Origin of the sequence: Cognatundibacterium griseum (assembly GCF_014284195.1) — a bacterium.
Lineage (GTDB): Bacteria > Pseudomonadota > Gammaproteobacteria > Burkholderiales > Burkholderiaceae_D > Undibacterium > Undibacterium griseum.
The window spans coordinates 347,267-371,099 of sequence record NZ_JACOGC010000004.1; the positions used below are offsets into that span (position 1 = coordinate 347,267).

Sequence of the window (23,833 nt, forward strand, 5' to 3'; positions counted from 1 at the left end):
CTGGTTACCAGCTGATGCTGGCACCGTTGTAATTGAAAAACTGGCCGTTGTCGTCAGCGCGCAGACCGGCCAGTGTTTTGCGTATGCCGTGTGCACTGTCTTCCACCGGAAGTTCAGCACCGACACCGCCCATTTCTGTTTTGACCCAACCCGGATGCAGCGCCACGCAGATCGCCTGTTGCGTCTGCAAAGACACGTCCTTGAGTACAGAATTCAACGCGGCTTTGCTGGCACGATAGAGCCAACCATGACTGCCGCTGCGCTCGCTGATGGAGCCCATCATTGACGAAATCACAGCAAGACGCCCATGGGCGTTTTCGACCAGTGGCAGCAGCACCGGCAATATCCGCATCGCTGCCAGCACATTGGTATGCATCACCTCATCAAACTGCGTATCATGCGGCGTCTGCAATCCTGTGGTGCGCGGGCCGTATACACCGGCATTCAGAATAGCGACATCTATTTTTTCATCGTCCAGCCGCCAGCCAAGGCCACCGCAGTCATTGATGTTCGTCACATCCAAAGGGATGACCTCACAACCGTGCTCCTGCAAAGTTGTCAGATCAACCGCCTTACGCGCCGTGGCAATCACGCGCCAGCCAGCCGCTTTATATTGCAAAGCCAGTTCGTGACCGATGCCGCGTGACGCGCCGATGATAAGTGCTGTGGACATCTTGCTTCCTTTTCGTGTTTCCAACCGCATGTCGACGATGTAGCTGCAATCTCATTGTCGACACGCTTACCGCGATTAACGGTGCGCGGGGCGCACCCTACGTCGGCATATCAAGTGCGCAAGTTCATTCAATATCCGGGATGCAGAGCAAGGCACAAAGCACAGCAATACGTCGGTATTGCGAGCATTTACAACGCCGCTATGCGCCCGGAAATTGGATGAACGCAGCGCACACTTAGAACAACTCGATGGCCATCGCTGTGCCTTCACCTCCACCAATACACAGGGATGCGACACCGCGTTTTTTACCCTGTTTTTTCAACGCGCCAATCAGCGTGATGATGATACGTGCGCCAGATGCGCCGATAGGATGACCCAGTGCGCAGGCGCCGCCGTGTACGTTGACCTTGTCGTGCGCAATGCCAAGGTCTTTCATCGCAGCCATCGGTACGGCAGCAAAGGCTTCATTGATTTCAAACAGGTCCACCGTGTCGGTAGTCCAGCCGGTTTTTTTGTACAGCTTTTCAATCGCGCCGATCGGCGCGGTCGTGAACCAACCTGGTTCCTGTGCATGCGATGCGTGAGCGACGATTTTTGCGATCGGTGTCAGGCCGAGTTCTTTGGCTTTGGACTCGCGCATCAGCACCAGCGCTGCAGCGCCATCGTTGATGGAAGAAGAAGATGCGGCAGTGATCGTGCCGTCTTTTTTGAAGGCTGGTTTTAACGCCGGGATTTTGTCGAGTTTGGCTTTCAGCGGGCCTTCGTCTTTATCGATGACGACGTCACCACCGCGACCGGAAACGGTAACCGGTGCGATTTCCCACGCAAACGAGCCGTCTGCTGTCGCTGCTTGCGCACGCTTGACGGAAGCGATGGCGAACGCATCCTGATCTTCGCGGCTGAACTGGTATTTGGCAGAACAATCTTCGGCAAAAGTGCCCATGGAACGGCCTCCGCCTTTTTCATCGCGGCTATAGGCATCTTCCAGACCATCAAGCATCATGTGATCGTAAATCATGCCGTGACCGATGCGATAGCCGCCGCGGGCTTTTGGAATAATATAAGGCGCATTGGTCATCGATTCCATGCCGCCGGTGACCATCACTTCGTTGCTGCCAGCACTGATGGCATCGAATGCCATCATGGTCGCTTTCATCGCGGAGCCGCACATTTTGGACAAGGTGACCGCGCCGGTGGACATCGGCAAACCTGCCGCCAGCAAGGCCTGGCGCGCTGGCGCCTGACCCTGGCCTGCCATCAGGCAGTTACCGAACAGGACTTCTTCAACCAGCTCAGGCGCGACACCGGCGCGCTCAACTGCGGCCTTAATCGCCACTGCGCCAAGCTGGCTGGCGCTCAGGGAAGCGAAATCGCTCTGAAATGCGCCCATAGGCGTACGGGCTGCGCCAACGATTACGATAGGATCTGTCATGGGATTCTCCGGTTAAAAATTATGTTGAGGATGGGTTGTAACTAAACCGTATCTCTTGCGGATACGGAAAGACATCGTCGACTTTGCCAGCCGCAATCCGCTGCTTGCGGGCCTGCCAGTATTCTGCGGTCAGCAGGTCGGCGTGGTATTTCATAAAAAATTCGCGGACTTTCTGGTTTCCCAGCAGGAAAGTACCGAACTGTTCCGGGAACACATCGTTTTTTGCAATCGGATACCAGGGTTCGGCAGCCATTTCGTCTTCTTCGTTGCGCGGTGCGGGTATCCGGCGGAAGTTGCAATCGGTGATGTATTCGATTTCATCGTAGTCGTAAAACACGACTCGTCCGTGGCGGGTGACGCCAAAATTTTTATACAGCATGTCGCCAGGAAAAATATTGGCAGCCACCAGGTCTTTAATCGCGTTGCCGTATTCGCGCACGCCGTGCTCCATCGCGGCCATGTCATCGCGCCGCTCGGCTTCGGTCAGCCAAATATTCAGCGGTGTCATGCGGCGTTCAATGTAAAGATGCTTGATGACGACTTCGTCGTCGTTCACCTCCAGCAGCGACGGTGCAAACTGCCGGATTTCTGCCAGCAGCGCCTCGGAAAAACGGGCGCGCGGAAAGGCCACATCGGAGTATTCCAGCGTGTCCGCCATGCGCCCCACACGGTCATGGTTTTTCACCAGCAGGTATTTTTCCTTGATCAGTGCCTTGGTGGTTTCTTTGGGCGGCGGAAAGCTGTCCTTGATCAGTTTGAACACATAAGGAAACGATGGCAGCGCAAATACCAGCATCACCAGACCACGTATCCCCGGTGCGGTTTCGATACGGTCGGACGAGTAGCGCAAATGCTGCAGGAAATCGCGGTAGAACAAATTTTTGCCATGCTTTTGCAAGCCGATCATGGTGTAGATTTCGCTGCGCGGCTTTTTCGGCAGAATGCTGCGGATGAACTGCACATACGCTGACGGCACTTCCATATCGACCTGAAAATACGCGCGGGTAAACGAAAACAGCACGGTGATCTGCATGGTGTCGAACAGTATCGTGTCAAGCATCAGCGTGCCTTTTCGCTTGTGCATGACCGGGATCACGAACGGATATTCACGGTTGCCGTTAATGCCCTTGCCAATGATATAGGCCGATTTGTTGCGGTAAAACAAATTTGCCAGCACCTGAATCTGGTGGTTAGGCTCCAGCTTTTCGCCGCCGAAATTTTCCTTCAGCCGCGCCTCGACCAGCGCCACATCGCGGTCCAGGTCTTCAAATACGGCATTCAGCCGGAAATTGGTGACAATGCGCTTGATGGTGTAATTCAGGCCGTCTGTCAGCGGGTAATACACGCGGTAGGTCGGCGGCGTGTCGTCGCGTTCGATGTATTCTGTCGATGTCGCCGGACGCACAAAAATAAAATCGTTATGGAAATACGTGCGGTGCAGGAGCTTGGTGCAGACCGTGTTAAAAAACGTCTCGGCCAGTTCTGGGCGCAGATGATCGGTCAGCAATCCCATGTAGTGCAGCTTGACCTCGCGCCAGACATCATCGGTCAGGTCGTCCTCGTCATACTCGTCTTCCAGCGCCTGCACGCATTCGCGCACCCGCATATCGTAAAACTGGATACGTTCCCGTGCTGCCAGCTGCGCCGCTTTCCAGTCGCCGGTTTCAAAAAACTGCTTCGCCCGCTGACTCGACATCCGGAACAAGCGGTAATGCTTGTCGAAGCCGTCCAGGATCATCCGGGCTATGTCGAATGCGATCTGGGAAGACAGTAATTTCGGGAAATAGGTGTGGGGCATGATGGTAAGCGTCTCAGGTCAGATGAAACTGATTTTTCCAGACTGCTAGTTTATCCAAATCTGCACCGATTCCCCCACAAACCACAATCAAAGGACGCTTAAATTGCGCCAGCGCAGGAAGTTGCTGCTCAGCGACTGCCAGCGTCGCGCCGCACGCCGGTTCGACCAGCACCCGCATCTCGTCTGCCAGCCGCAGGCAGGACTGTACTGCCTGTGCATCCGTCACCACCACCGGACGGATATCGTGCTCGCGACTGAGCGCAAAAGCATGATCCGCCACCCGGCGCGCGCCGAGCGAACTGGCAATCGAGGTAATGGCAGGCAGGCTGACCGGGCCGCCCGCGCGGATCGCCGCATCGTAAGACGCCGCGCCTTCGGTTTCTGCCGCAATCACCGGGATATGCGCCAGACCGTTGCGCTGCAAACCGAGCACCACACCACTGAGCAGACCGCCGCCGCCAACCGAACACAGTACGACATCAAAATCATGTCGTCCGGCAACTTCATCGATCAGCGTTGCATTGCCGTCCCAGATATCCGGATGATCGAATGGCGGGATATACACAGCACCCGGCTGCCCGCACAGGCGCAGTGCTGCCTGGTTAGTTTCATCCCAGACGCTGCCTTCCACGACCAGCGTGGCACCGATGGCGCGGATCGCGGCACGCACGTTCTCAGGCGTGGTCTGCGGCACCAGAATCGTGGTCCGAATACCAAGCGCCACCCCCGCCACGGCGGCAGCAAAACCGGCATTGCCGCCGGAAGGACAGACGAACTGCCGGGCGCCGCGCTCTGCGGCACGCTGGCACAGCAGTCCGATACCGCGCAGCTTGAAAGAGCCGGACGGTTGGCAGTTTTCCATTTTCAGCCACACGGCCTGCCCCAGTTGCGCCGACAGGCGGCGGTGCTGGAGCAGGGGAGTGGCGATATGCAAGTGCGACATAGTGTTCAGTACAGAGGCCCGGTAATCAGACGGTCATGCAGGATGCACAGGCCGTTGCAGGTGAAACGGTTGCGCATGATTTTCCTGCCGGATTACCGGGTTTCGGCAAACAGTTCGCGGCCGATCAGCATGCGGCGGATTTCGCTGGTGCCGGCACCGATTTCATACAGCTTGGCATCGCGCCACAGGCGGCCGACCGGATATTCGTTGATATAGCCGTTACCGCCCAGCGTCTGGATCGCTTCGCCGGCCATCCAGGTGGCTTTTTCTGCCGAGTACAGGATCGCACCGGCCGCGTCCTTACGCAGCGCACGCACCGCTTCCGGCGTCGTCGCACGGTCGCATGCCTGGCCGACTGCATACACATAGGCTTTACAAGCCATCATGGTGGAATACATATCCGCCAGCTTGCCCTGCATCAGCTGGAATTCGCCAATCGGCTGGCCGAACTGTTTGCGGTCATGCACGTAAGGCACGACGGCATCCATACATGCCTGCATGATACCCAGCGGGCCGCCGGACAAGACGGTGCGCTCAAAATCGAGGCCGGACATCAGCACGTTCACGCCCTTGCCGAGGCCACCGAGCACGTTTTCAGCCGGCACTTCGCAATCTTCAAACACCAGCTCTCCCGTGTGCGAGCCGCGCATACCGAGTTTGTCGAGTTTTTGCGCGATGCTGAAACCTTTGAAACCTTTTTCGATCAGGAAAGCGGTCATGCCGCGTGGGCCGGCTTCCAGATCATTTTTGGCGTAGACCACCAGCACGTCAGCGTCAGGGCCATTAGTGATCCACATTTTGGTGCCGTTCAGCACCCAGCGGTCACCTTTAAAGTCAGCGCGCAATTTCATGCTGACAACGTCGGAACCGGCATTCGGTTCCGACATGGCGAGTGCACCGATGTGTTCACCGGAAATCAGTTTCGGCAGGTATTTTTGCTTTTGCTCTTCGGTGCCGTTGCGTTTGATCTGGTTCACGCACAGATTCGAGTGGGCACCGTAGGACAGACCAACAGAAGCCGAAGCGCGCGAGATTTCTTCCATCGCGATGATGTGGGCCAGATAGCCCATATTCGCGCCGCCGTATTCTTCGCTGACGGTCACACCCAGAATGCCGAGATCGCCCATCTTGCGCCACAGATCCATCGGAAACTGATCGTTGCGGTCGATTTCCGCGGCACGCGGCGCGATTTCGGCGGCAGCGAATTGTTGAACAGCTTCACGCAGAGCGGCGATATCGTCGCCATGATCGAAAGTTAAACCCGGGAGATGCAGCATGTCGTCCTCACTGAATTAGTTAAATACCTGTGTTTGCAAAATGACTATTTCTATCTGATAGATAGATTATTGGATAGATTATTTTTTATCGATGACAAATAAAGTTTGTTGCATGATGGCGCAGAGTTTTTCCTTGCCATGTTGTACCGCAAAGACTTCGGCGCTGGAAACGACCAGCGTTTTTCCGGTTTTCAATACCTTGCCCCGCGCGATCAATCGGTCGCCGATACCGGGCGCGACAATATTGATCTTATACTCTGCAGTTAAGCACTCACTGACTGGCATCAATAGCGTATTCGCGGCATAGCCTCCGGCAGCATCGGCCAACGTACCGATCACACCGCCATGAAAATAGCCATGTTGCTGGCTGACGGCAGCGCTGAACGGCAGGCTGATCTCGCAGGCGCCGGGCGTGATGCTGGTCAGACGGGCATCCCATGCCATCAATGCACCCTGAGCATTAAAACTCTCCAGCAGCATCAGCGCCAGCTTGTGATCCAATGTCGCGTGATCGTCCATAAGACCCTTCCCCATCCTGTTGATTCTGTATCCTGAGCCTGTTTTATGCGAGAGAAATCATACGTCCAATTGACGTTTACGTAAACGTCAATTCTGTTTTTTGCCAACAGCCCCGTAGTTTTACGGTGCAGCGCCGGAAGTCTGGGGAATGTCGGACGCCAGCAGGCGGCGACTTTCTTCTTCATGCGCGCTGATCTCTGCCAGCATGACTTCAATGTCTTCCCGCTGTTGTTCCAGCGCCGCCCGGTGACGCGCCAGCACCTCCAGAAAGCTTTGCAACTGGGCTGTTGTGTCTTTCGGGGAACGGTACATATCGACCAGGCTTTTAATATCCGACAGACTCAGACCCAGGCGCTTGCCGCGCAGCGTCAGCTTCAGGTGCGTGCGTTCGCGGGCGGTGTACACCCGGTTGCGCCCGCTGGGTCCTTCACGGGTCGGGTTCAGCAGGCCCTGATCCTCATAAAAACGGATTGCCCGCGGGGTGATGTCAAATTCGCGTGCCAGTTCAGTGATGGTGTAAGTGGCCATGGTCTTTATCAAACACAAAAACGATTTTCTGATTACAATTCGCAGTTAACGTTAACGTCAACTGAATATCAGCGCATTGTAGGCTATTCCGGGCGGCCTGTTATTCCGGGACGATAAATTTTTGAACAGTGCGGCAAATACAGAACAACAGACCAATCGGGACAAGCATGAATTCTCTGGAACAGCAGTTGCACTATCCTTTCGCCGACACCCTGCCGGATACCGGCAAGACCTTCGAAATCGCGCCGGGTGTGCTGTGGGTGCGCATGGGCCTGCCGTTTGCGCTGAACCATATCAATCTGTGGCTGCTGGAAGACGAAGTCGAGACAGCGCAGGGACGTGTGCATGGCTGGACGGTAGTCGATTGCGGCATTGCCAGCGATGCCACGCGCGATGCCTGGGAAGTGTTGTTTGGCGACCTCAGCAACCATCTGCGCGGCTTGCCGGTAGTGCGGGTGATTGCCACGCACTGCCATCCTGATCATATCGGGCTGGCGGACTGGCTGTGCACGCTGTGGAATGTGCCGCTCTGGATGACGGCGGGCGAATATGCGTTTGCCCGCATGATGTCGGCCGGATTGCCGGGTGCCGACGGTACCGCGATGTTCCCGCATTTCCGCCGTCACGGTCTGACCGATCCGGCCATGCAGGAACAGATTCAGGAACGCAAATCGCATTACACCCGGCTGGTGCCAACGGTGCCGGTCGCCTATCGCCGCCTACAGGAGGGTGTTGATCTGACAGTGAATGGCCAGCGCTGGCAGATCATTACCGGTTTCGGTCATTCACCGGAACATGCCTCGCTGTACTGCGCGGAAAAAAATCTGCTGATTTCCGGCGACATGCTGCTGCCGCGGATTTCGACCAATGTGTCGGTGTTTGCCATCGAACCGGAAGCCAATCCGGTGCAGCAATACCTTGATTCGCTGCAAAAATATCTGCCGCTGCCGGCGGACGTGCTGATCCTGCCTTCGCATGGCAAACCGTTTCAGGGTCTGCATACCCGGGTCATCCAGCTGCAGCAGCACCACGCGGAGCGGCTGGCAGAGGTGCTGGCTGTCTGTGGCACTCCGCAATCTGCCTGCGACATCGTGCCTGTCATGTTCCGCCGTCCGCTGGACGCACATCAGCTGACTTTTGCCATCGGCGAGGCGCTGGCGCATCTGCACAAGCTGTGGTTTGACGGTCAGCTGCAACGCATTGCCGGGGAAGACGGCGTATTCCGTTTTGTCAGAACCGCCTCCTGATATTACTGATGCAGGAACAATTGTCGGCCGGTAAATGCTGTCCGACTGCTGTCCGACATTCTGGTTATTGCCGGAACTGGGTCGTATTGCCCCATTGCAGACGGCTGTTCTGCGACCTGTCCTGCTCCTGACCCGGAATATCCCAGCTCACGACGGTGCGCTCACCGGTATGATTGTGCTGGCGGCGCAATGCATTCAGTGCTTCATACATCGCTTTGCGCGCCCGGTTGATGCCGCCCACAGGCCGGTGTTCGGCAACGGCGTTCCAGGGATTGAACATCATCTGCTCGCCATAATCGCGCTGCGCTTCGCTGTCGAATTCCTGGCGCGGAATACGGATTGTCGCCACCTTCCGGAACGGTGACAGCGCTTCCGGCCACAACACGCTGGCATCTTCCACCGGCATGCGCACCGGGTCGGTCTGCACCTGCACCATGAAATCAAACACCACGTCTTCCTGCGCCAGCTGCTCCACCATGGCGCTGCGCAAAAAATCATCGGCAGGATGATCCGGCAGGCTGTCCAGAGTGCGGGTTGCCGGTACCACGGCAAATTTCACCACCTGCTTACCAAACAAAAACGGCGTGACGCTGAAATAGGCAATATGTAATGGATTGGCACATTTGAGCATCATCTGCCAGCCGCGAAATGCGGTTTTCCAGTGTCGCAGACAATACCAGAAGGCCCCCGAGGCACCGCCGCTCATTGCGCGGTGCCAGCGCGCATATTGCGCGACATCCGGCGCAACACAGGTTTCCGTACTTTGCAGCAGGAAATCCTGAGTCTGCTCCACGCTGTCATCCGCACTCAGCTTGTCGCCGGCGACACCGGTCAGCTTGATCGCCATACCGCGCAGATCACTGTGCAGATCAGGCCGCGGCACCGGATGCAGATTGGAAAAACGGACCCAGCTGCGATAACGCCGGTGCGGCTGAAAAACCGGTGTCTGCAATTCTGCCGGCAATCCCGGTTCGACGATCAGATAGGCGCGCACCAGTCCATGCATTTTGGGATGATCATGGCGCAGCATGACCCCTTTGCCGTAGCGCTGCCGGAGTTTTGCCTGCATGTGCTGCAACAGGTCTTTGATATGGCGGGCTTCCCCGGCGGGTATTTTTTCAGCAGTCAACGACGATGACATAATCCCCCTCTTGTTTCCACGATCGGATATTGGATTCACCAGGACAGCGCAAACCGGTATTTAGAGAATAGCTGAATTTACAATTCCAGCCCGATGCGGTCAAGCCATGAAATATCCGCATACAAATGTCTGCCGGTGAAAGCACAGGTATTTCAGGAGACGCATGCTGTCGCCGGCGGACACGGATACTGTCCGGCGCACAATGTGTTGTCAGTGTCGGTGCAGGATGTAATTTTCCATTGAAATATAAAATGGAAAATGGTCAAATCGATGTAGTTAAACTACTTCAATTTGAAAATCTGATGTTTTCCCACTCTTTTTCGTTTTTCCTGCTGCCCCTGCTGGTCAGCAGCACCGTAACCTGCGCACAGAACCATGCTGCCGCCAGTGTCAGCACAAAAGCCATGGACGGCATCGAACGCATCGAGCCGCCGTTCTGGTGGGTCGGTATGCGGCAGCACAGCCTGCAACTGATGGTGCATGGTCCGGCAATCGGCGCCAGCAGTCCGCAGCTGGATTACCCCGGCGTCCGCATTACGGCAATCCGCCGCGTCAGTAATCCGAATTATCTGTTCGTCGATCTCGACATTGCCGATGGCACGCAGCCGGGCGAGCTGGATCTGGTTTTTTCACCGCTGCATGATGCAGGTACAGCCGCGCCGGCCAGCGCCACCCTGCATTACCGCTACCGCCTGCAGGCCAGAGACAAAGACTCCGCCCAGCGGCGCGGCTTCAGCGCTGCGGATGCGATCCTGAATCTGGTGCCGGACCGCTTTGCCAATGGCGACCGCAGCAACGACACGGTGACCGGATTTCCTGACCGGCTCAATCGTGGCGACGACAGCGCCGGCCGGCACGGTGGCGATATCCGCGGTATAGCCGATCATCTGGATTACATTGCAGACATGGGATACACCATGATCTGGCCGACCCCGCTGATCGAAAACAACCAGCCGGCTTATTCCTACCACGGCTACGCCACCACCGATCATTACAAAATCGACGCCCGTTTCGGCAGCAATGAAGATTACCGCCAGCTGGTGGCACAGGCACGCAGCAAAGGCGTGGGCGTGATTCAGGACATCGTGCTCAATCACATCGGCGATCATCACTGGTGGATGCGCGATCTGCCGTCTGCCGACTGGATCACATTCAACGGACAATTTGTGCCGACCCGGCATGCCCGCACCACCGTCAGCGATCCTTATGCGTCGCGCGCCGACCACCGGAATTTCACCGAAGGCTGGTTCAGCGAACACATGCCCGACATGAATCAGGCCAATCCGCTGGTTGCCACCTACCAGATCCAGAACAGCATCTGGTGGATTGAATACGCCGGCCTGTCAGGTATCCGGGCAGACACCTACAGCTATTCGGAGCCGGCTTTTCTCGCGGCCTGGTCGCGCCGGATTCTGGAGGAATATCCGCATTTCAGCATGGTCGGGGAAGAATGGAGCACCAATCCGAATGTGGTCGCCCGCTGGCTGCGCGGCAAACACAATCCGGATGGCTATGTCTCATCAATGCCTGCCATGATGGATTTCCCTTTGCAGGACGCATTGCGGCAGGCGCTGGTGGCGGAAGATTCATGGAATGGCGGCCTGACGGCTTTGTATGAAATGCTGGTGAATGACCAGCTTTATCCCGATCCGTCAGCGATGGTGCTGTTTGAAGGCAATCATGACATGAGCCGCCTGTACACAGCGCTCAATAACGATCCGGCGCTGGTGAAAATGGCGCTGGCCTATATCGCCACCATGCCGCGCACGCCGCAGTTTTATTACGGTACCGAGGTGCTGATGCAGAGCCGGAAACAGCGCGACGACGGCGCGGCGCGGCGCGATTTCCCCGGTGGCTGGACGGGCGACAAAGTGAATGCCTTTACCGGCGCAGGGCTGACGGCAGAACAGCGCACCATGCAGCAATTCGTGCGCCGCCTGCTGAACTGGCGCAAAACCCAGCCGGTGATTCATCATGGCAAACTGATGCACTTCGCACCGGACCAGGGGACTTACACCTATTTCCGCTATCAGGAAACCGCGCAGGGCATGGAACAGGTCATGGTGGTGCTGAACAAGAACCGCAGCGCCACCACGCTGCCCACCGCGCGTTTTGCCGAGATTCTGCCCTCCGGCGCGCAGGGTACGGATGTGCTGAACGGCCAGCAATATGATTTGCGGCAGCAGCTCACCGTGCCGCCCCGTTCCGCACTGATTCTGCAGATCAGCGCGCCGGGCCGGTGAACGGCAGGCCGCTCGTCTCTTCAGGCTGCGCCGCCTGCCAGACCTTGCGCGATGCGGTGTAATCCCACCACGGGCGGGCTGGCGCACCGTTCATGAAATCGGTGACGGACATCAGTACATCGATCATGCAGGGATCCTGGCGTATGCCGGTGATAACGCACAACTGGCGATACAGCGTGAACGGGCAGGCGCCGGTCAACTGCTGCGGCGTCTGTATGCCGAGCAAGACCAGACCGGCTGCGCAGGCAGGGCCGATATTCGGCAGGTCTGTCAGCTGATGCAACTGATCGCGCCGGACTTTGGCTGGATGCATGATGGATTTTCCTTCCGGTTCTGACAGTTTTGAATTTCTGAGCCCTGTTCAAGCTGACCCGGTACGCGCGGGCTGCGCCAGCCAGTCGCCGCGCAGCAATCCGTATAAGGCCGAGTCCGACACTTCCTCGCCGACGATCCAGCGCTGCCGCAGGTAGCCTTCCTGAATAAATCCCAGCCGTTCCAGACTGCGGGCCGAAGCGGTATTGCGCGGGTCGATATCGGCCTCGATGCGGTTCAGATGATGCGCCGTGAATCCATAGTCAACCATCGCCTGCAAAGCCTCATGCATATAGCCGCGCCCCCATACTGCGCGCGCCATGCCGTAACCGATCTCGGCACGGCGGCAGGTGTGCGACCATTGAAACAGACAGCAATGGCCGATCAGCTGCTGATCTTCTTGACGCACCAGCCCCAGACGCAGGTAGTCCTGTTTTGCCATCGCTGCCTGGTCGCGGGCGACCAGCTCGCGCGCCGCGTCCACTGATGTCCAGGGCGGCGTGCTCCAGTAACGCATCACTTCAGGATCGGAAAAAATCGCATACAGCGCAGGCACATCTGCGCTTTCCAGTGGCCGCAAGAGCAAGCGTGCCGTTTCCAGTTGCAACTGTTCAAAAGAAGACATGGCATTCAGCCGCTGCACAGCGGATATCGTTGATCATTCTGCCACCATACGCAAGCCATGACGCTTTGGCAATCCGGCAGCGCTGCCGGGGTGAGCATTCCGGTACATTAAAAGGGTATTTCTTCTTCCATATACTCCTCCCAGTATATTTTACAGCCCTTTAAACATATCGAGATCAGGTCGAAAATGACAGATACTCCCCCATTTTTTAAAATTTCCGGAGCTGTATGACCGGCGATGGAACGGCATTTCGCTTTTGGTGTACCCTTGCAGGCTTTCTGCATGGAATCCCGATTGTGAACCGTCCTCCTTATTCCACTTATCTGAAACTGGTTGCCGTCGCGCTGTTCTGGGGCGGCACGTTTATCGCTGGCCGTCTGGTGGCGCAGCAAATTCCGCATATGATCGCCGCTGCCCTGCGCTTTGCCGTGGCCTGCGCGCTGCTGCTGCCGCTGGCATGGAAGCTCGAAGGCGGCCTGCCGAAACTGACCCGGTCGCAGATGCAAGCGACTTTTGCGCTCGGCGCCACCGGTATTTTTCTGTACAACATCTGCTTTTTTTCAGCGCTGGAACGCATGCCGGCGGGACGCACGGCGCTGTTCGTGGCACTCAATCCCATCGTCACTGCGCTGGCGCTGGCCGCCCTGTTCGGTGAACGGCTGGGTGCGCGCCGCTGGGCCGGTATCGCACTGGCGTTTACCGGTGCGGCGATCGTGATTACCCGTGGCGATCTGGCCGGAGCGTTGCACGATATTTCCCAGTCAGTGGGTCGCGGCGAGCTGTTCATGCTGTGCGCCGTCTGCGCCTGGGCCGCCTATACCATCATCGGCAAACACGCGCTCAAAGGCTTGTCGCCGATCGCCGCCACCACTTATGCGGCACTCTGGGGATTGCTGTTACTGAGCTGCGGCGCGCTGCTGGAACTGCCGCAATTCCACTGGCAGCAACTGGGCTGGCAAACCGGCGCCGCACTGATTTATCTCGGCGCATTCGGCACCGTCATCGGCTTTATCTGGTATTACGAAGGGGTAAAAGCCATCGGCCCGGCACGCACCGCCGTTTTCAACAATCTGGTGCCGGTATTCGGCATCAGCCTCGGCGCACTGCTGCTGGGCGAGCCGGTGTTATGGTCGATGCTGGTGGGCGGCCTGCTGGTAATCGCAGGCGTTTCGCTGACCAATCGCTGAATGTCACCACCGTCAGCAAACAACAAGGGAGGCCGCAGCCTCCCTTTCTTTTTGACAGCAGGCGCTGTCAACCATCATGCTACCGATGTCAGATACGAACGGACATCAGAACTTCTTCCACAGTTTCACAAAGTAAGACGCGCCGTTCAGCCCGAACTGCACACTGTCGTAGTAAAAACCGTTATCGGTTTCATTCGGATCCTGGCGGGTCGGCTTCACATTGAAAATGTTATTGCCGCCGACAGTCAGCTTGGTGGTGTCGTTAAACGCGTAAGTGATGGCAAAATCCGCCGAAGTCTTCGGTGCATAATACGCATTCGGCACACCGGCGGCCGTACCGGAGAAAGTACCCAGCGTCTGGGAGCCGTAATGAATGATCTTGAACTCATTAGACCATGGGCCCTGCTCGTAATCGAAAGTCAGCGTGCCCTTCATGCGCGGACCACCCTGTTCGATAAACAGCCGTTCACGCTCCGACAGCAGCACGTCTTCATAACCCTGCAATGAAGGCGGCGCCTGCACCTTGGTGACTTCGGTCTTGCTGTAATTGAAGCCCAGATAAGTCGTCAGCTTGCCTGCACCGAGCGAGGTTTTATGCGATGCCGTCAGATCCAGACCCTGCGTCTTGGTATTGATCGAATTCACAAAAAACTGCGCCTGCCCCACGCCCAGCGCCGACAAGGTCGCGCCAAGCGCCGGATAGTTGGTCGCGTCGAAACGGCCCGACAGCACGATGCGGTCAGCGATATCGATGCGGTACAAGTCGGCCGTCATGGAGAACGCGTTATTCGGTTTATAGGTCAGGCCGAATGTGTAGTTTTTCGATTTTTCTTCCTTCAGCTTAGGAATACCAGCGGCATTCGCCACCGCGCCGCCATTCGGTGCCAGCACCACATCCATCGGCACGCCGCTGATGAAATCGGTGAAAGTGGAAGAGAAATACACCTGCTGCAACGACGGTGCGCGGAAACCGGTGCTCAGCGAGCCACGCAGATTCACGCTGTCTGTCGCCTTGTAGCTGCCGGCCAGCTTGCCGGTCAGGGTGGAGCCGAAATCGCTGTAGTGCTCGCCGCGTACTGCGGTCTGTACTTTGAAACGGTTGGTGACATCGGTTTCAATATCCAGATACGCCGCTACGCTGCTGCGGCTGCGGTCGGTGCGGTCGCCAGGCTGAAAACCGGGGAAACCCTGGCTGCCGGCATTGCCGCCAAAACCAACACCATCGGCATCGATATAGGAGCCGGGTTCACCGGCAAAAATCTTGTAATTTTCACGCCGGTATTCGCCACCGAACGCCACGTTCACACCCTGCATGAAGCCGTCAAAGAAGCGGCTGAAATCCAGATTGGTGGTCGCCTGCGAAAAGGAAAATCCGCCGGCATCAAAGCTGCTCGGGCTGATGCCCTTGCCGCCCGCCAGCAAATCCTTGTTCGCAATCGACGCATTCAGCGTATTGCTGATGTTGTATTTCAGTTCGTTGTAGCCGTAGGTCTGGGACAGGTCAGCACGCCATTCGCCGATGCTCCAGCGGTATCCCGCAGTGCCGTAGATATCGTTGATATCGCCGTTGATATACGGCACAAAACCGTTCGGATACATCGCTGCCGAATTACGGGAAGGGATGTCGTCAGAGCCGATGCCGCCGCGCGCCCAGGCAGCGGAAGAGGCGTGGCGCTGCTGGTTGCCGAGCGTGAAATAGAATTTGTCAGTGCCGCCGTTCGGCACTTCGCCGTTCAGGTACACCGTCGGGCCGGTCACTTTGGTATCGCCAATCGTGCGCGGATTGCCCGGATCGGCACGGTTGGAACGGCCGCGGTCTGTGTATTCGGCGGTGATGCCCAGCACGCCGCTTTGACCGATTTTCACACCACAATACGCAGCAGGCGCGTAGTTTTTACCGTCGCCAGCCGAGTACTGGCTGTACCCGAATGTCGCTTCGCAGCCGAGCGTCTTTTTCAGCGTGATATCAATCACACCGGCAATCGCGTCGGAACCGTACTGTGCCGCAGCGCCATCGCGCAATACCTGCACATTTGAAATCGCCATGACCGGAATCGCATTCATGTCAGTGCCGGTATTGCCGCGGTTGCGCGCGCCAAACAGATTGACCAGCGACACTGTATGACGACGCTTGCCATTCACCAGCACCAGTGTCTGGTCAGACCCCAGACCGCGCAATGCGGCCGAATCCACCAGATCGGCACCATCAGCCCCGGTCTGGCGGGTGGAGTTGAAAGAGGGCGAGATATTCGCCAACGTCTGCGCCAGATCGAACTGGCCACCCTGTTCAGCTGCCTTATTTACGGCAATGAAATCGACCGGCAGCGGCGTTTCGGTCGCCGACGAATTCACCCGGCGCGAGCCGACAATCGTCATGGTCTGCACCGGCGCGTCCGGTGCTTTATCTGCACCGGCTGTCTGTGCGGAAACAACGGCGGGAAACATGGCGGCCATACCACCGGCGCCATAAAGAGCGAGCAACACTGCCCTGCGCATAATTGTCATGAATGAAATTCCTATGAATTTTTGCGTTGAATAAGGTCAGAAATCCATCATTCCCGGCAGCCAGACCATGACCTTCAACTGAACAAAATGGTGCATGCGGTATGTGGCTGTCAGACAGATTCCAAGGAATTTCAGTATCCGTGCGAGTAGGAAGGGGTGTCAATCAGTGAGCGGCATGTTTATGTCACGAGTGTGTCATTTATGCGCAATTACGTAAAACTGGAAATATTTTTTCATATCTGGCGTTACAATGATTCCAAATATTTCAAACCGGCAACAGCCCGGCTGCCATACCAGCTGATCATTTCCCCGTCCACCAGCATGACCGGTTTTCCGGTCTGGCGTTCCAGCGCGTCCACATGCTGCTCTGTGAACCGGTAAGGCTCGGTGGAAAGCAGGATCAGGTCAATCTGCTCCAGCATGGCGGGCGTCCAGTCAAAAGCCGGGTAGCGTGCCGGATTCCCGGCCGGGCTCCAGCAATCCCAGCCTGCCAGCTGCAGCATCGCGGCGATATAGGTCGGTGCCGAGACGGTCATCCACGGATCCTGCCAGATACAGTACAGCACCCGCTGCCGCCGCGTGACCGGCGTCAGCGCGGCCCGGGCATCCAGATACGCCGCACACCATTGCTCTGCCGCCTGCGGCACCTGGAAAACACCGCCAAGCAGACGGTACAGCGCCAGATTATCGTCCGGTGCCAGCGGATGCGTCACGATAACATGCGGAATCCACGCTGCCAGCTGATCCACCACCGGCTTTTCATTTTCGTCGATGTTGACCACCAGATGGGTCGGCGCCAGCTGCCGGATTTTTCCCAGATTCACATCCTTGGTGCCGCCGACTTTAGGAATGCGCTGCACCTGCGCAGCAGGATGAATGCAAAAGCCGGTACGGCCAACGATCGCCCCGCCCAGACCCAGATCGCATAACAATTCGGTGATCGACGGCACCAGGCTGACAATACGCGCTTCTGCCGCCGGCACCGGCTGATGCAGGCGTCCGGCGGCATCCGTCAGAATCAGGCGATCATCAGACGTCAGACCGTTCATTGATCATGGCCCGGCGTGCGCGCCTTGTGCGGGGCGCGGGAAAATACCCGGTCGTACAGCCAGTCCGGCAGCAGACGCAGTATTTTGGCGACAACGCCCATCTGCCACGGAATCACGCGGTAAGAACGCCCGGCATCAATCGTCTGCACGGCTTTGCGCGCAAAATCCGACACCGGCATCAGAAACGGCATGGGATAGGTATTCACCTGCGTCATCGGGGTGTCGATATAGCCCGGTGCAATCGTGACCACGCGGATACCGCTGGAACGCAACTCCACCCGCAGGGATTCGCAATAACTGATGACGGCCGCTTTCGACGCGCTGTAGGCTTCGGCTCCCGGTAATCCCCGTATTCCCGCCACGCTGGCGATTCCGACCAGCCGGCACGGTTGCTCCCGGGCGCAGGTTTTCATTGCCGGAATAAACGGCGCAAATGTCGCTGCAGTCGCAATCAGATTCGTCTGCAGCACGCGCTCAAATACGGGCAGATCGCCTTCGCACTCGGTCAGGGTGCCGACCGAGATGCCGGCATTGGCAATCACGGTATGCACTGTGCCCACCTGTTGCAGAAAATCAGCTGCCGCCTGCGTCAGGGCGGCATGATCGGTCACATCCAATGCATAGATGTGATGCCGCTGCGGATTGGGCAGACTGCGCCGCAATTGCTCCAGCTGCGCCTGCCGCCGCGCCACCAGCGCCAGTGTTGCTCCCCGCGCGGCATACACCTGTGCCAGCGCCGCGCCAATACCGGACGATGCGCCGGTGATAAACACATTTTCCATCCGTTATCTGCCCATAAAAAAAAGTCCGCCGGAAGGCGGACTGAATGATGCACGTGTGCGTTTATTTTTTCTTGCCTGGCTCAGCCGGCGCGCTGCCTGCTGTTTTTTCTTTCTGCGCCTTGGCTACCAGAAAATCCATCACCTGCAATACCGCGCGGTTTTGCATGTCTTCGGTCGAACGTCCGAGCGTTGCGATTGCCTGTGCCGGTGAAGTCACGTAGCGGCCATCAATCGCAATCGTCGGCACGCCGTCAATCTGATAGGCTTCCATCATCTGATTAGCACGGGCCAGTTTACTCTGAATCGTGAAGGAATTATAAACATCGCTGAATTTCTGTTTATCCAGACCGGATTTGGCAACAAAATTCATCACATCGGCATCGGTTGCCAGACGGTTGCGGTCAATGTGGTAAGCGTTAAAGGCCTTGACATGGAACTCATCGGTCTTGTTCATCGCTTCCAGCGTGAAATACAGCTTTTGCTGCGTCACCAGATTATGGAAATTCACATGCACCCGTTTGAACACGATATTGTCACCCTGTTTCTTGACCCATTCGGCGATCAAAGGTTCGAGTGCATTGCAGTGCGGGCAGAAGTAGGCGAAAAATTCGATGACTTCCACTTTCTTGCCGCTTTCGGTCGGCTGTGGCCGCCCCAGCACGCGGTACTCGGCGCCATTCTGCGGCATCGCAGGCGACGCGCCGGCACCGCTGGCCAGCAAACCCAGACCGACTAACAATACGCCCCGTATTACCTGAGACAATCCACGCATCTTTTTTCCCTCTGTATGTTGGTTACTGAAAAATTCCTGTCTGCCATTACTTCGCGGTACGGACCACTGCCACGTCGACACTGTTTTCTGACAGCTTGGAACGGATTCGGTTCATTGTTTCAATATTGCCAAAAGGACCGATCCGCACGCGATACATGGTGCCGGTGTCAGAGGTCTTTTCGCTGACTTTCGCTTCAAAGCCGATCAGTGCCAGCCGGGCGCGGGCGCTTTCCGCATCGGCCTGTTCCTTGAATGCTCCGGCCTGCAGGAAGTAAATGTATTTGTCGTCAGCGCTGTCGGCCCTGGCGCCATCTGCCGGTTTATCGGCAGCAGGTTTGCTGTCTGTTTTAACTTCTGCGGTTTTGGCGGGCGCGGCGCTGTTCGCCGGTGCTGCCGGCGTGGCAGGTGTAGCCGCTTCAGGCGCTTTGGCAACTTCTTTCGCAGCTTCCTTCACCGCATCCTTGTTGCCGTACAGAGGTTTATTCGGGTCCTGCAACTGCGTCACGGGCTGATCGGATTTATCGCTTTTGCCGCCCTTATTGGTAAACGGCGTGGACGATTTGGTGATCAGCAAGGCAACCGCTACCGCGATTCCAAGTCCGATGACCAATCCGATAATGATTCCGGTCAGTGTGTTACCGCGCTGATGCTGCAATGTCGTAGAAGGTGTTTTCATGCGTCTCCGGCAAAAAATAATCTCACTGTCTTCACAATACGGCTTCTGCTGCCATGGAAAACGGCAGAAACCGTTTTCGCTTACATCTTGTTTGGCGCGGAAACACCAATCAGTGCCAGGCCATTGCGCAACACCTGCCGGGTTGCCAGCATCAATGCCAGACGTGCCAGTTTCGTTGCTTCATCATCGACCAGCACACGTTCGGCGTTGTAATAGCTGTGCAGCTCTCCTGCCAGGTCGCGCAGATAAAACGCGACCTGATGCGGTCCCAGCTCATCCAGCGCTTTTTCCAGCGCTTCCGGGTATTCCGCAATTTTTGCCAGCAGGCTGGCTTCACGCGGCGCGGTCAGCGGCGACAGGTCAACCTGTGCCAGTGGGGCGAAAGCCGCCTCGTCTGTCGCATATTGTGCCAGCACAGAGCAGATCCGGGCATGTGCATACTGGACGTAATACACAGGATTTTCATCCGACTGCGCCAGTGCCACATCGACATCGAAGACAAATTCGGTATCCGCCTTGCGTGAAATCAGGAAGAAACGTACAGCATCGCGCCCTTTGACGACATCCCCGTTTCCTGACCATTCGATCAGATCACGCACAGTCACGTAAGAACCGGCACGTTTGGAAATTTTGACTTCGGCGCCGTCTTTCATGACGGTGACCATTTTGTGCAACACGTAGTCCGGATAGCCCTGCGGAATCCCGACATTCAATGCCTGCAAACCTGCCCGCACCCGCGCGATCGTGCCGTGGTGATCGCTGCCCTGAATGTTGATGGCTTTGCGGTAACCGCGCTCCCATTTGGTCACATGGTAGGCGACATCGGGAACGAAGTAAGTGTAGGTACCGTCCGACTTTTTCATGACACGGTCTTTATCGTCACCGTATTCCGTGGTGCGCAGCCAGAGCGCGCCATCCTGCTCATAGGTTTTACCGGCAGCCTTCAGGGCAGCCACGGTCGCTTCGACCTTGCCATCCGTGTATAAGGAAGTTTCGAGATAATAATTATCGAACTTCACTCCGAATGCCTGTAAATCGGTGTCCTGCTCGCGACGCAGGTAAGCGACCGCAAACTGGCGGATGGATGCGATATCCTCAGCATCACCGCTGCCTGTGGCAGGCACGCCGTCACTGGCGGCAACCGTCTTTTTATCGAGAAAATCACGGGCAATCTCAGCGATGTAGTCGCCATTGTAGGCAGACTCTGGCCAGTGAGCATCGCCCGGCGCATAGCCTTTCGCCCGTGCCTGCACGGACAACGCCAGGTTCCCAATCTGGACTCCGGCGTCGTTATAATAAAACTCACGGCTCACCGCATAGCCTTGTGCATCCAGCAACGCTGCCAGCGCATCACCCAGTGCGCCCTGCCGTCCGTGACCGACATGCAATGGCCCGGTCGGGTTGGCAGACACAAATTCCACCACCACTTTCTGGCCGGCGCCACGCTGGCTTTTCCCGAACTGGGCACCCTGACGCAACACGGTCTGCACAACGGCTTGTTTAGCGGCGGTGGCGATGCGAATATTGATAAATCCCGGTCCGGCGATTTCGACCGATGCGATCAGCGGATGATGTTGCGCCTGCAGATCAGCCACGATTGCCTGCGCCAGTTCACGCGGGTTTTTACGCAGTGGCTTGGCAATCTGCATCGCAATATTGCAGGCAACGTCCCCGTGAGACGGGTCACGTGGCCGCTCCAGCAGGACCGTGGCCTGCAGCTCACTGCCTGTCAGCAAAGGGGCGACGGTTTTTTCGATCAGATTCAGGATTTCTTGTTTTTGTTCAGCTAACATGGCGCGGATTTTTCTTGCATCTTGGCAAGAATACTAAATAAGGACAGCGGTCATTATACTGTCTCCCCCGCGCCATGTCCGTGCTACCGAGCAGGTCAGCCAGGCAGATCACCGATTTTATGCGGTCTGCATGCCGTCCTTTTGTGACAGCAAGTAGAATGCTGCAAAAACTTTTCCGAAAAATAATCCATTCGTGATGCCAAACACGATGCTGCATGCCAGGGTGAATAACAGATCACTGCGTAACCCCGGCTGCATGATGATGAAGATGTTTTCTGCATATTTCAGTATAAAAATACTCAGCATCAGAATCAGCGGCAGCCAGCTGCCTTTCAGGAATACCATTTTGGCTGGCAATATCCGGATACTGTCCGGCGCACTGTATTTCATGGCCAGCCCCCCTGTCAGCAACAGACTCAGCATCCACGGCCCCAATGACAGCAGCTGCAGGCCAAAATGCTGTACCAATCCCTGCAAAGACAGCAACAACATCACTACCGGAATAATGATCAGTGCCCCGAAACTCATCTCGCGGTCCTGGCTCGCCTTGATGCCGCGGTAGATTAGAAATCCAAGCAAGGCCCAGACCCAGACGGGCGTGTGTGTCAGAATTTGTTGCAACATGGTGTCTCCTTTCGTTGGTTGGCGACTGCGATGTATGCAGTATGGAACCGGTCAGGAGCAGTGACGAGACGTTTGCGACAAACTGCAGCGCAATGGCGTGAATACCTCGAATCTGGTCGCGAACCGCTCGCCGCTGACGTGTAGAATAGGTAGTTTTCGTCGTCGGGATAGTTTATGTGGTTTAAGAATTTACAGATCTTCCGTCTTGCAGCACCATGGAAAATCAGTGCAGAAGAATTACATGCGCAATTATCAAAAATTGCCTTTTCACAATGTGCATCAAATGAAATGCAAAGCCAGGGCTGGACTTCACCACGGAATAACGATTTACTGGTGCACAGTGTCAATCATCAGTTTCTGATTGCTCTGGCTACCGAGAAAAAGCTGTTGCCATCGAGCGTCGTGAATCAGGTTACCAAGGCACGCGCCGCAGAAATCGAAGAGCAGCAAGGCTTTGCACCCGGTCGCAAAGCAATGAAAGACCTCAAAGAACGCGTCATTGATGAACTGACGCCACGCGCGTTTGGTGTCAGACGCAACACCCTGGTCTGGATTGATCCGCAAAATCGCTGGCTGGTGATTGATGCGTCCAGTCCCGCGCGGGCAGACGAGGTGATCAAGCTGTTGCTGAAATGTTGCGACAAGCTGCCGCTGGAGGGCTTGCGCGTGAAATCATCTCCTCAGGCTGCAATGACCGGCTGGCTGGCTGCCAATGAGGCTCCCAAGGGCTTCACTATCGATCAGGATACCGAGTTAAAGTCGTCCACTGAAGACAAAGCTACCGTGCGGTATGTCCGGCATACGATTGATCCGGACGACGTGCAAAAACATATCGCGGCAGGCAAACAATGCACCAAGCTCGCATTGACCTGGGATGACAGGATCAGTTTTGTACTGACAGACACCCTGACCATCAAGCGCATCAAGCCTCTGGACATTCTGGATGACGACAAAGATAAAGGCAGCAACGAAGAAGAGCGATTTGATGCGGATTTCGCACTGATGACAGCAGAGCTGGCCAAAATGCTGGATGACGTGGTGTACGCACTGGATGGAGAACTGGAAGGCCAGCAAGCGGCATAGACGCTGCCGGTTTTCAGAATACGGCCGGGATCATGACGTCCGGCTGTATGAATACAATTTCCACTGCGTCACAGGATCACAGGAAAAAAATAGATCGCTGATCAACACTGGAAATGAAAATGAAAAAAGACGAGCATTGCTCGTCTTTTTATATTTGGCGGAGCGGACGGGGCTCGAACCCGCGACCCCCGGCGTGACAGGCCGGTATTCTAACCAACTGAACTACCACTCCGAAACTACTTAATCTGTGCTGCCATGTTTATCTGTGGTGGGTGCTGAGAGGCTCGAACTCCCGACCTACGCCTTGTAAGGGCGCCGCTCTACCAACTGAGCTAAGCACCCATATTCTTGCTTAGTCAGACAAACATCTGACGCTGTGTCACCAACGTCAACAGAAGCAATATTATAGTTCAACATCTGCTTCATGTCTAGTCTTTCAATCGGTTTTTTCGCTTAATTTCAGCGAAAACACCTTTAAAAAACCAGTACTCTCACTTAAAAGCAAAACCCCCCGCTACGCTGGGTAACGGGGGGTCGCAGATTACAAGCCTGACGATAACCTACTTTCACACTGGTTGCAGCACTATCATTGGCGCAGAGTCGTTTCACGGTCCTGTTCGGGAT

The 23,833-nt window shown here is 56.4% G+C and carries 21 protein-coding genes and 2 tRNA genes; 4 read left to right on the forward strand and 19 right to left on the reverse strand.

Annotated elements, in window-relative coordinates:
- Nucleotides 1–4: 4 nt before the first annotated feature.
- The 7 genes from H8K27_RS12140 to H8K27_RS12170 form a co-directional block, all read right to left on the reverse strand.
- Complete coding sequence (locus tag H8K27_RS12140) at nt 5–673, reverse strand: SDR family oxidoreductase (RefSeq protein WP_186863426.1); 669 nt, start codon at nt 671–673, stop codon at nt 5–7.
- 235 nt (nt 674–908) lie between these two features.
- Nucleotides 909–2,105: an acetyl-CoA C-acetyltransferase gene (locus H8K27_RS12145; RefSeq protein ID WP_186863427.1), complete on the reverse strand. Its 1,197-nt coding sequence runs from the start codon at nt 2,103–2,105 to the stop codon at nt 909–911.
- 19 nt (nt 2,106–2,124) lie between these two features.
- Nucleotides 2,125–3,903 (reverse strand): bifunctional isocitrate dehydrogenase kinase/phosphatase, encoded by a 1,779-nt coding sequence (aceK, locus tag H8K27_RS12150; protein WP_186863428.1) that lies wholly within the window; start codon nt 3,901–3,903, stop codon nt 2,125–2,127.
- 13 nt (nt 3,904–3,916) lie between these two features.
- Nucleotides 3,917–4,846 carry a pyridoxal-phosphate dependent enzyme gene (locus tag H8K27_RS12155; RefSeq protein ID WP_186863429.1) on the reverse strand — a complete coding sequence of 310 codons (930 nt, stop codon included), beginning with the start codon at nt 4,844–4,846 and terminating at the stop codon, nt 3,917–3,919.
- A 92-nt stretch (nt 4,847–4,938) separates the two neighbouring features.
- A complete protein-coding gene (locus H8K27_RS12160; RefSeq protein WP_186863430.1) occupies nt 4,939–6,123 on the reverse strand; it encodes an isovaleryl-CoA dehydrogenase in 1,185 nt (394 codons plus the stop codon).
- A gap of 78 nt (nt 6,124–6,201) precedes the next feature.
- On the reverse strand, nt 6,202–6,642 hold the full coding sequence (locus H8K27_RS12165) for a PaaI family thioesterase (RefSeq protein ID WP_222610662.1): 441 nt from the start codon (nt 6,640–6,642) through the stop codon (nt 6,202–6,204).
- Between the two features lie 120 nt (nt 6,643–6,762).
- Nucleotides 6,763–7,170: a MerR family transcriptional regulator gene (locus H8K27_RS12170; protein ID WP_186863431.1), complete on the reverse strand. Its 408-nt coding sequence runs from the start codon at nt 7,168–7,170 to the stop codon at nt 6,763–6,765.
- A 167-nt stretch (nt 7,171–7,337) separates the two neighbouring features.
- Here H8K27_RS12170 and H8K27_RS12175 point away from each other — a divergent pair, with 167 nt between their 5' ends.
- The gene (locus tag H8K27_RS12175; RefSeq protein WP_186863432.1) at nt 7,338–8,417 is read left to right on the forward strand and encodes an MBL fold metallo-hydrolase; all 1,080 of its coding nucleotides are present in this window, start codon (nt 7,338–7,340) and stop codon (nt 8,415–8,417) included.
- Nucleotides 8,418–8,481: 64 nt separating this feature from the next.
- Here the strand turns inward: H8K27_RS12175 and H8K27_RS12180 are convergent, their stop codons facing one another.
- Complete coding sequence (locus tag H8K27_RS12180) at nt 8,482–9,558, reverse strand: catalase family protein (RefSeq protein ID WP_186863433.1); 1,077 nt, start codon at nt 9,556–9,558, stop codon at nt 8,482–8,484.
- A gap of 302 nt (nt 9,559–9,860) precedes the next feature.
- Here H8K27_RS12180 and H8K27_RS12185 point away from each other — a divergent pair, with 302 nt between their 5' ends.
- Nucleotides 9,861–11,801, forward strand: a complete 1,941-nt coding sequence (locus tag H8K27_RS12185; protein ID WP_186863434.1) for a glycoside hydrolase family 13 protein — start codon at nt 9,861–9,863, stop codon at nt 11,799–11,801.
- Here the strand turns inward: H8K27_RS12185 and H8K27_RS12190 are convergent.
- Together H8K27_RS12190 and H8K27_RS12195 are read right to left on the reverse strand one after the other, a co-directional pair.
- A complete protein-coding gene (locus tag H8K27_RS12190) occupies nt 11,782–12,114 on the reverse strand; it encodes a helix-hairpin-helix domain-containing protein (RefSeq protein WP_186863435.1) in 333 nt (110 codons plus the stop codon). The genes H8K27_RS12185 and H8K27_RS12190 overlap by 20 nt on opposite strands.
- Before the next feature lie 48 nt (nt 12,115–12,162).
- Nucleotides 12,163–12,738: a GNAT family N-acetyltransferase gene (locus H8K27_RS12195; RefSeq protein WP_186863436.1), complete on the reverse strand. Its 576-nt coding sequence runs from the start codon at nt 12,736–12,738 to the stop codon at nt 12,163–12,165.
- A gap of 227 nt (nt 12,739–12,965) precedes the next feature.
- On the opposite strand from H8K27_RS12195, the gene H8K27_RS12200 reads away from it, so the two are divergent.
- A complete protein-coding gene (locus H8K27_RS12200) occupies nt 12,966–13,925 on the forward strand; it encodes a DMT family transporter (protein WP_186863437.1) in 960 nt (319 codons plus the stop codon).
- Between the two features lie 105 nt (nt 13,926–14,030).
- Here H8K27_RS12200 and H8K27_RS12205 read toward each other — a convergent pair whose 3' ends face one another.
- The 7 genes from H8K27_RS12205 to H8K27_RS12235 all read right to left on the reverse strand — a co-directional run bounded on the left by H8K27_RS12205 (nt 14,031) and on the right by H8K27_RS12235 (nt 22,126).
- Nucleotides 14,031–16,430: a TonB-dependent receptor plug domain-containing protein gene (locus tag H8K27_RS12205; protein ID WP_329604391.1), complete on the reverse strand. Its 2,400-nt coding sequence runs from the start codon at nt 16,428–16,430 to the stop codon at nt 14,031–14,033.
- A 245-nt stretch (nt 16,431–16,675) separates the two neighbouring features.
- Nucleotides 16,676–17,479 (reverse strand): helical backbone metal receptor, encoded by an 804-nt coding sequence (locus H8K27_RS12210; protein ID WP_186863438.1) that lies wholly within the window; start codon nt 17,477–17,479, stop codon nt 16,676–16,678.
- The gene (locus H8K27_RS12215) at nt 17,476–18,261 is read right to left on the reverse strand and encodes an SDR family oxidoreductase (RefSeq protein WP_186863439.1); all 786 of its coding nucleotides are present in this window, start codon (nt 18,259–18,261) and stop codon (nt 17,476–17,478) included. Before H8K27_RS12215 ends, H8K27_RS12210 begins: the two co-directional genes overlap by 4 nt.
- Before the next feature lie 61 nt (nt 18,262–18,322).
- Nucleotides 18,323–19,033 (reverse strand): thiol:disulfide interchange protein DsbA/DsbL, encoded by a 711-nt coding sequence (locus H8K27_RS12220; RefSeq protein WP_186863440.1) that lies wholly within the window; start codon nt 19,031–19,033, stop codon nt 18,323–18,325.
- A 46-nt stretch (nt 19,034–19,079) separates the two neighbouring features.
- On the reverse strand, nt 19,080–19,709 hold the full coding sequence (locus H8K27_RS12225) for an SPOR domain-containing protein (RefSeq protein ID WP_186863441.1): 630 nt from the start codon (nt 19,707–19,709) through the stop codon (nt 19,080–19,082).
- An 80-nt stretch (nt 19,710–19,789) separates the two neighbouring features.
- On the reverse strand, nt 19,790–21,502 hold the full coding sequence (gene argS / locus H8K27_RS12230; protein WP_186863442.1) for an arginine--tRNA ligase: 1,713 nt from the start codon (nt 21,500–21,502) through the stop codon (nt 19,790–19,792).
- A gap of 117 nt (nt 21,503–21,619) precedes the next feature.
- Nucleotides 21,620–22,126: a DUF6622 family protein gene (locus H8K27_RS12235; protein ID WP_186863443.1), complete on the reverse strand. Its 507-nt coding sequence runs from the start codon at nt 22,124–22,126 to the stop codon at nt 21,620–21,622.
- 174 nt (nt 22,127–22,300) lie between these two features.
- On the opposite strand from H8K27_RS12235, the gene H8K27_RS12240 reads away from it, so the two are divergent.
- Nucleotides 22,301–23,209 (forward strand): recombination-associated protein RdgC, encoded by a 909-nt coding sequence (locus H8K27_RS12240; RefSeq protein ID WP_186863444.1) that lies wholly within the window; start codon nt 22,301–22,303, stop codon nt 23,207–23,209.
- Between the two features lie 155 nt (nt 23,210–23,364).
- On the opposite strand, the gene H8K27_RS12245 is transcribed toward H8K27_RS12240, so the two are convergent.
- Nucleotides 23,365–23,441, reverse strand: a tRNA-Asp gene (locus tag H8K27_RS12245).
- Between the two features lie 34 nt (nt 23,442–23,475).
- Nucleotides 23,476–23,551, reverse strand: a tRNA-Val gene (locus H8K27_RS12250).
- Nucleotides 23,552–23,833: the final 282 nt, after the last annotated feature.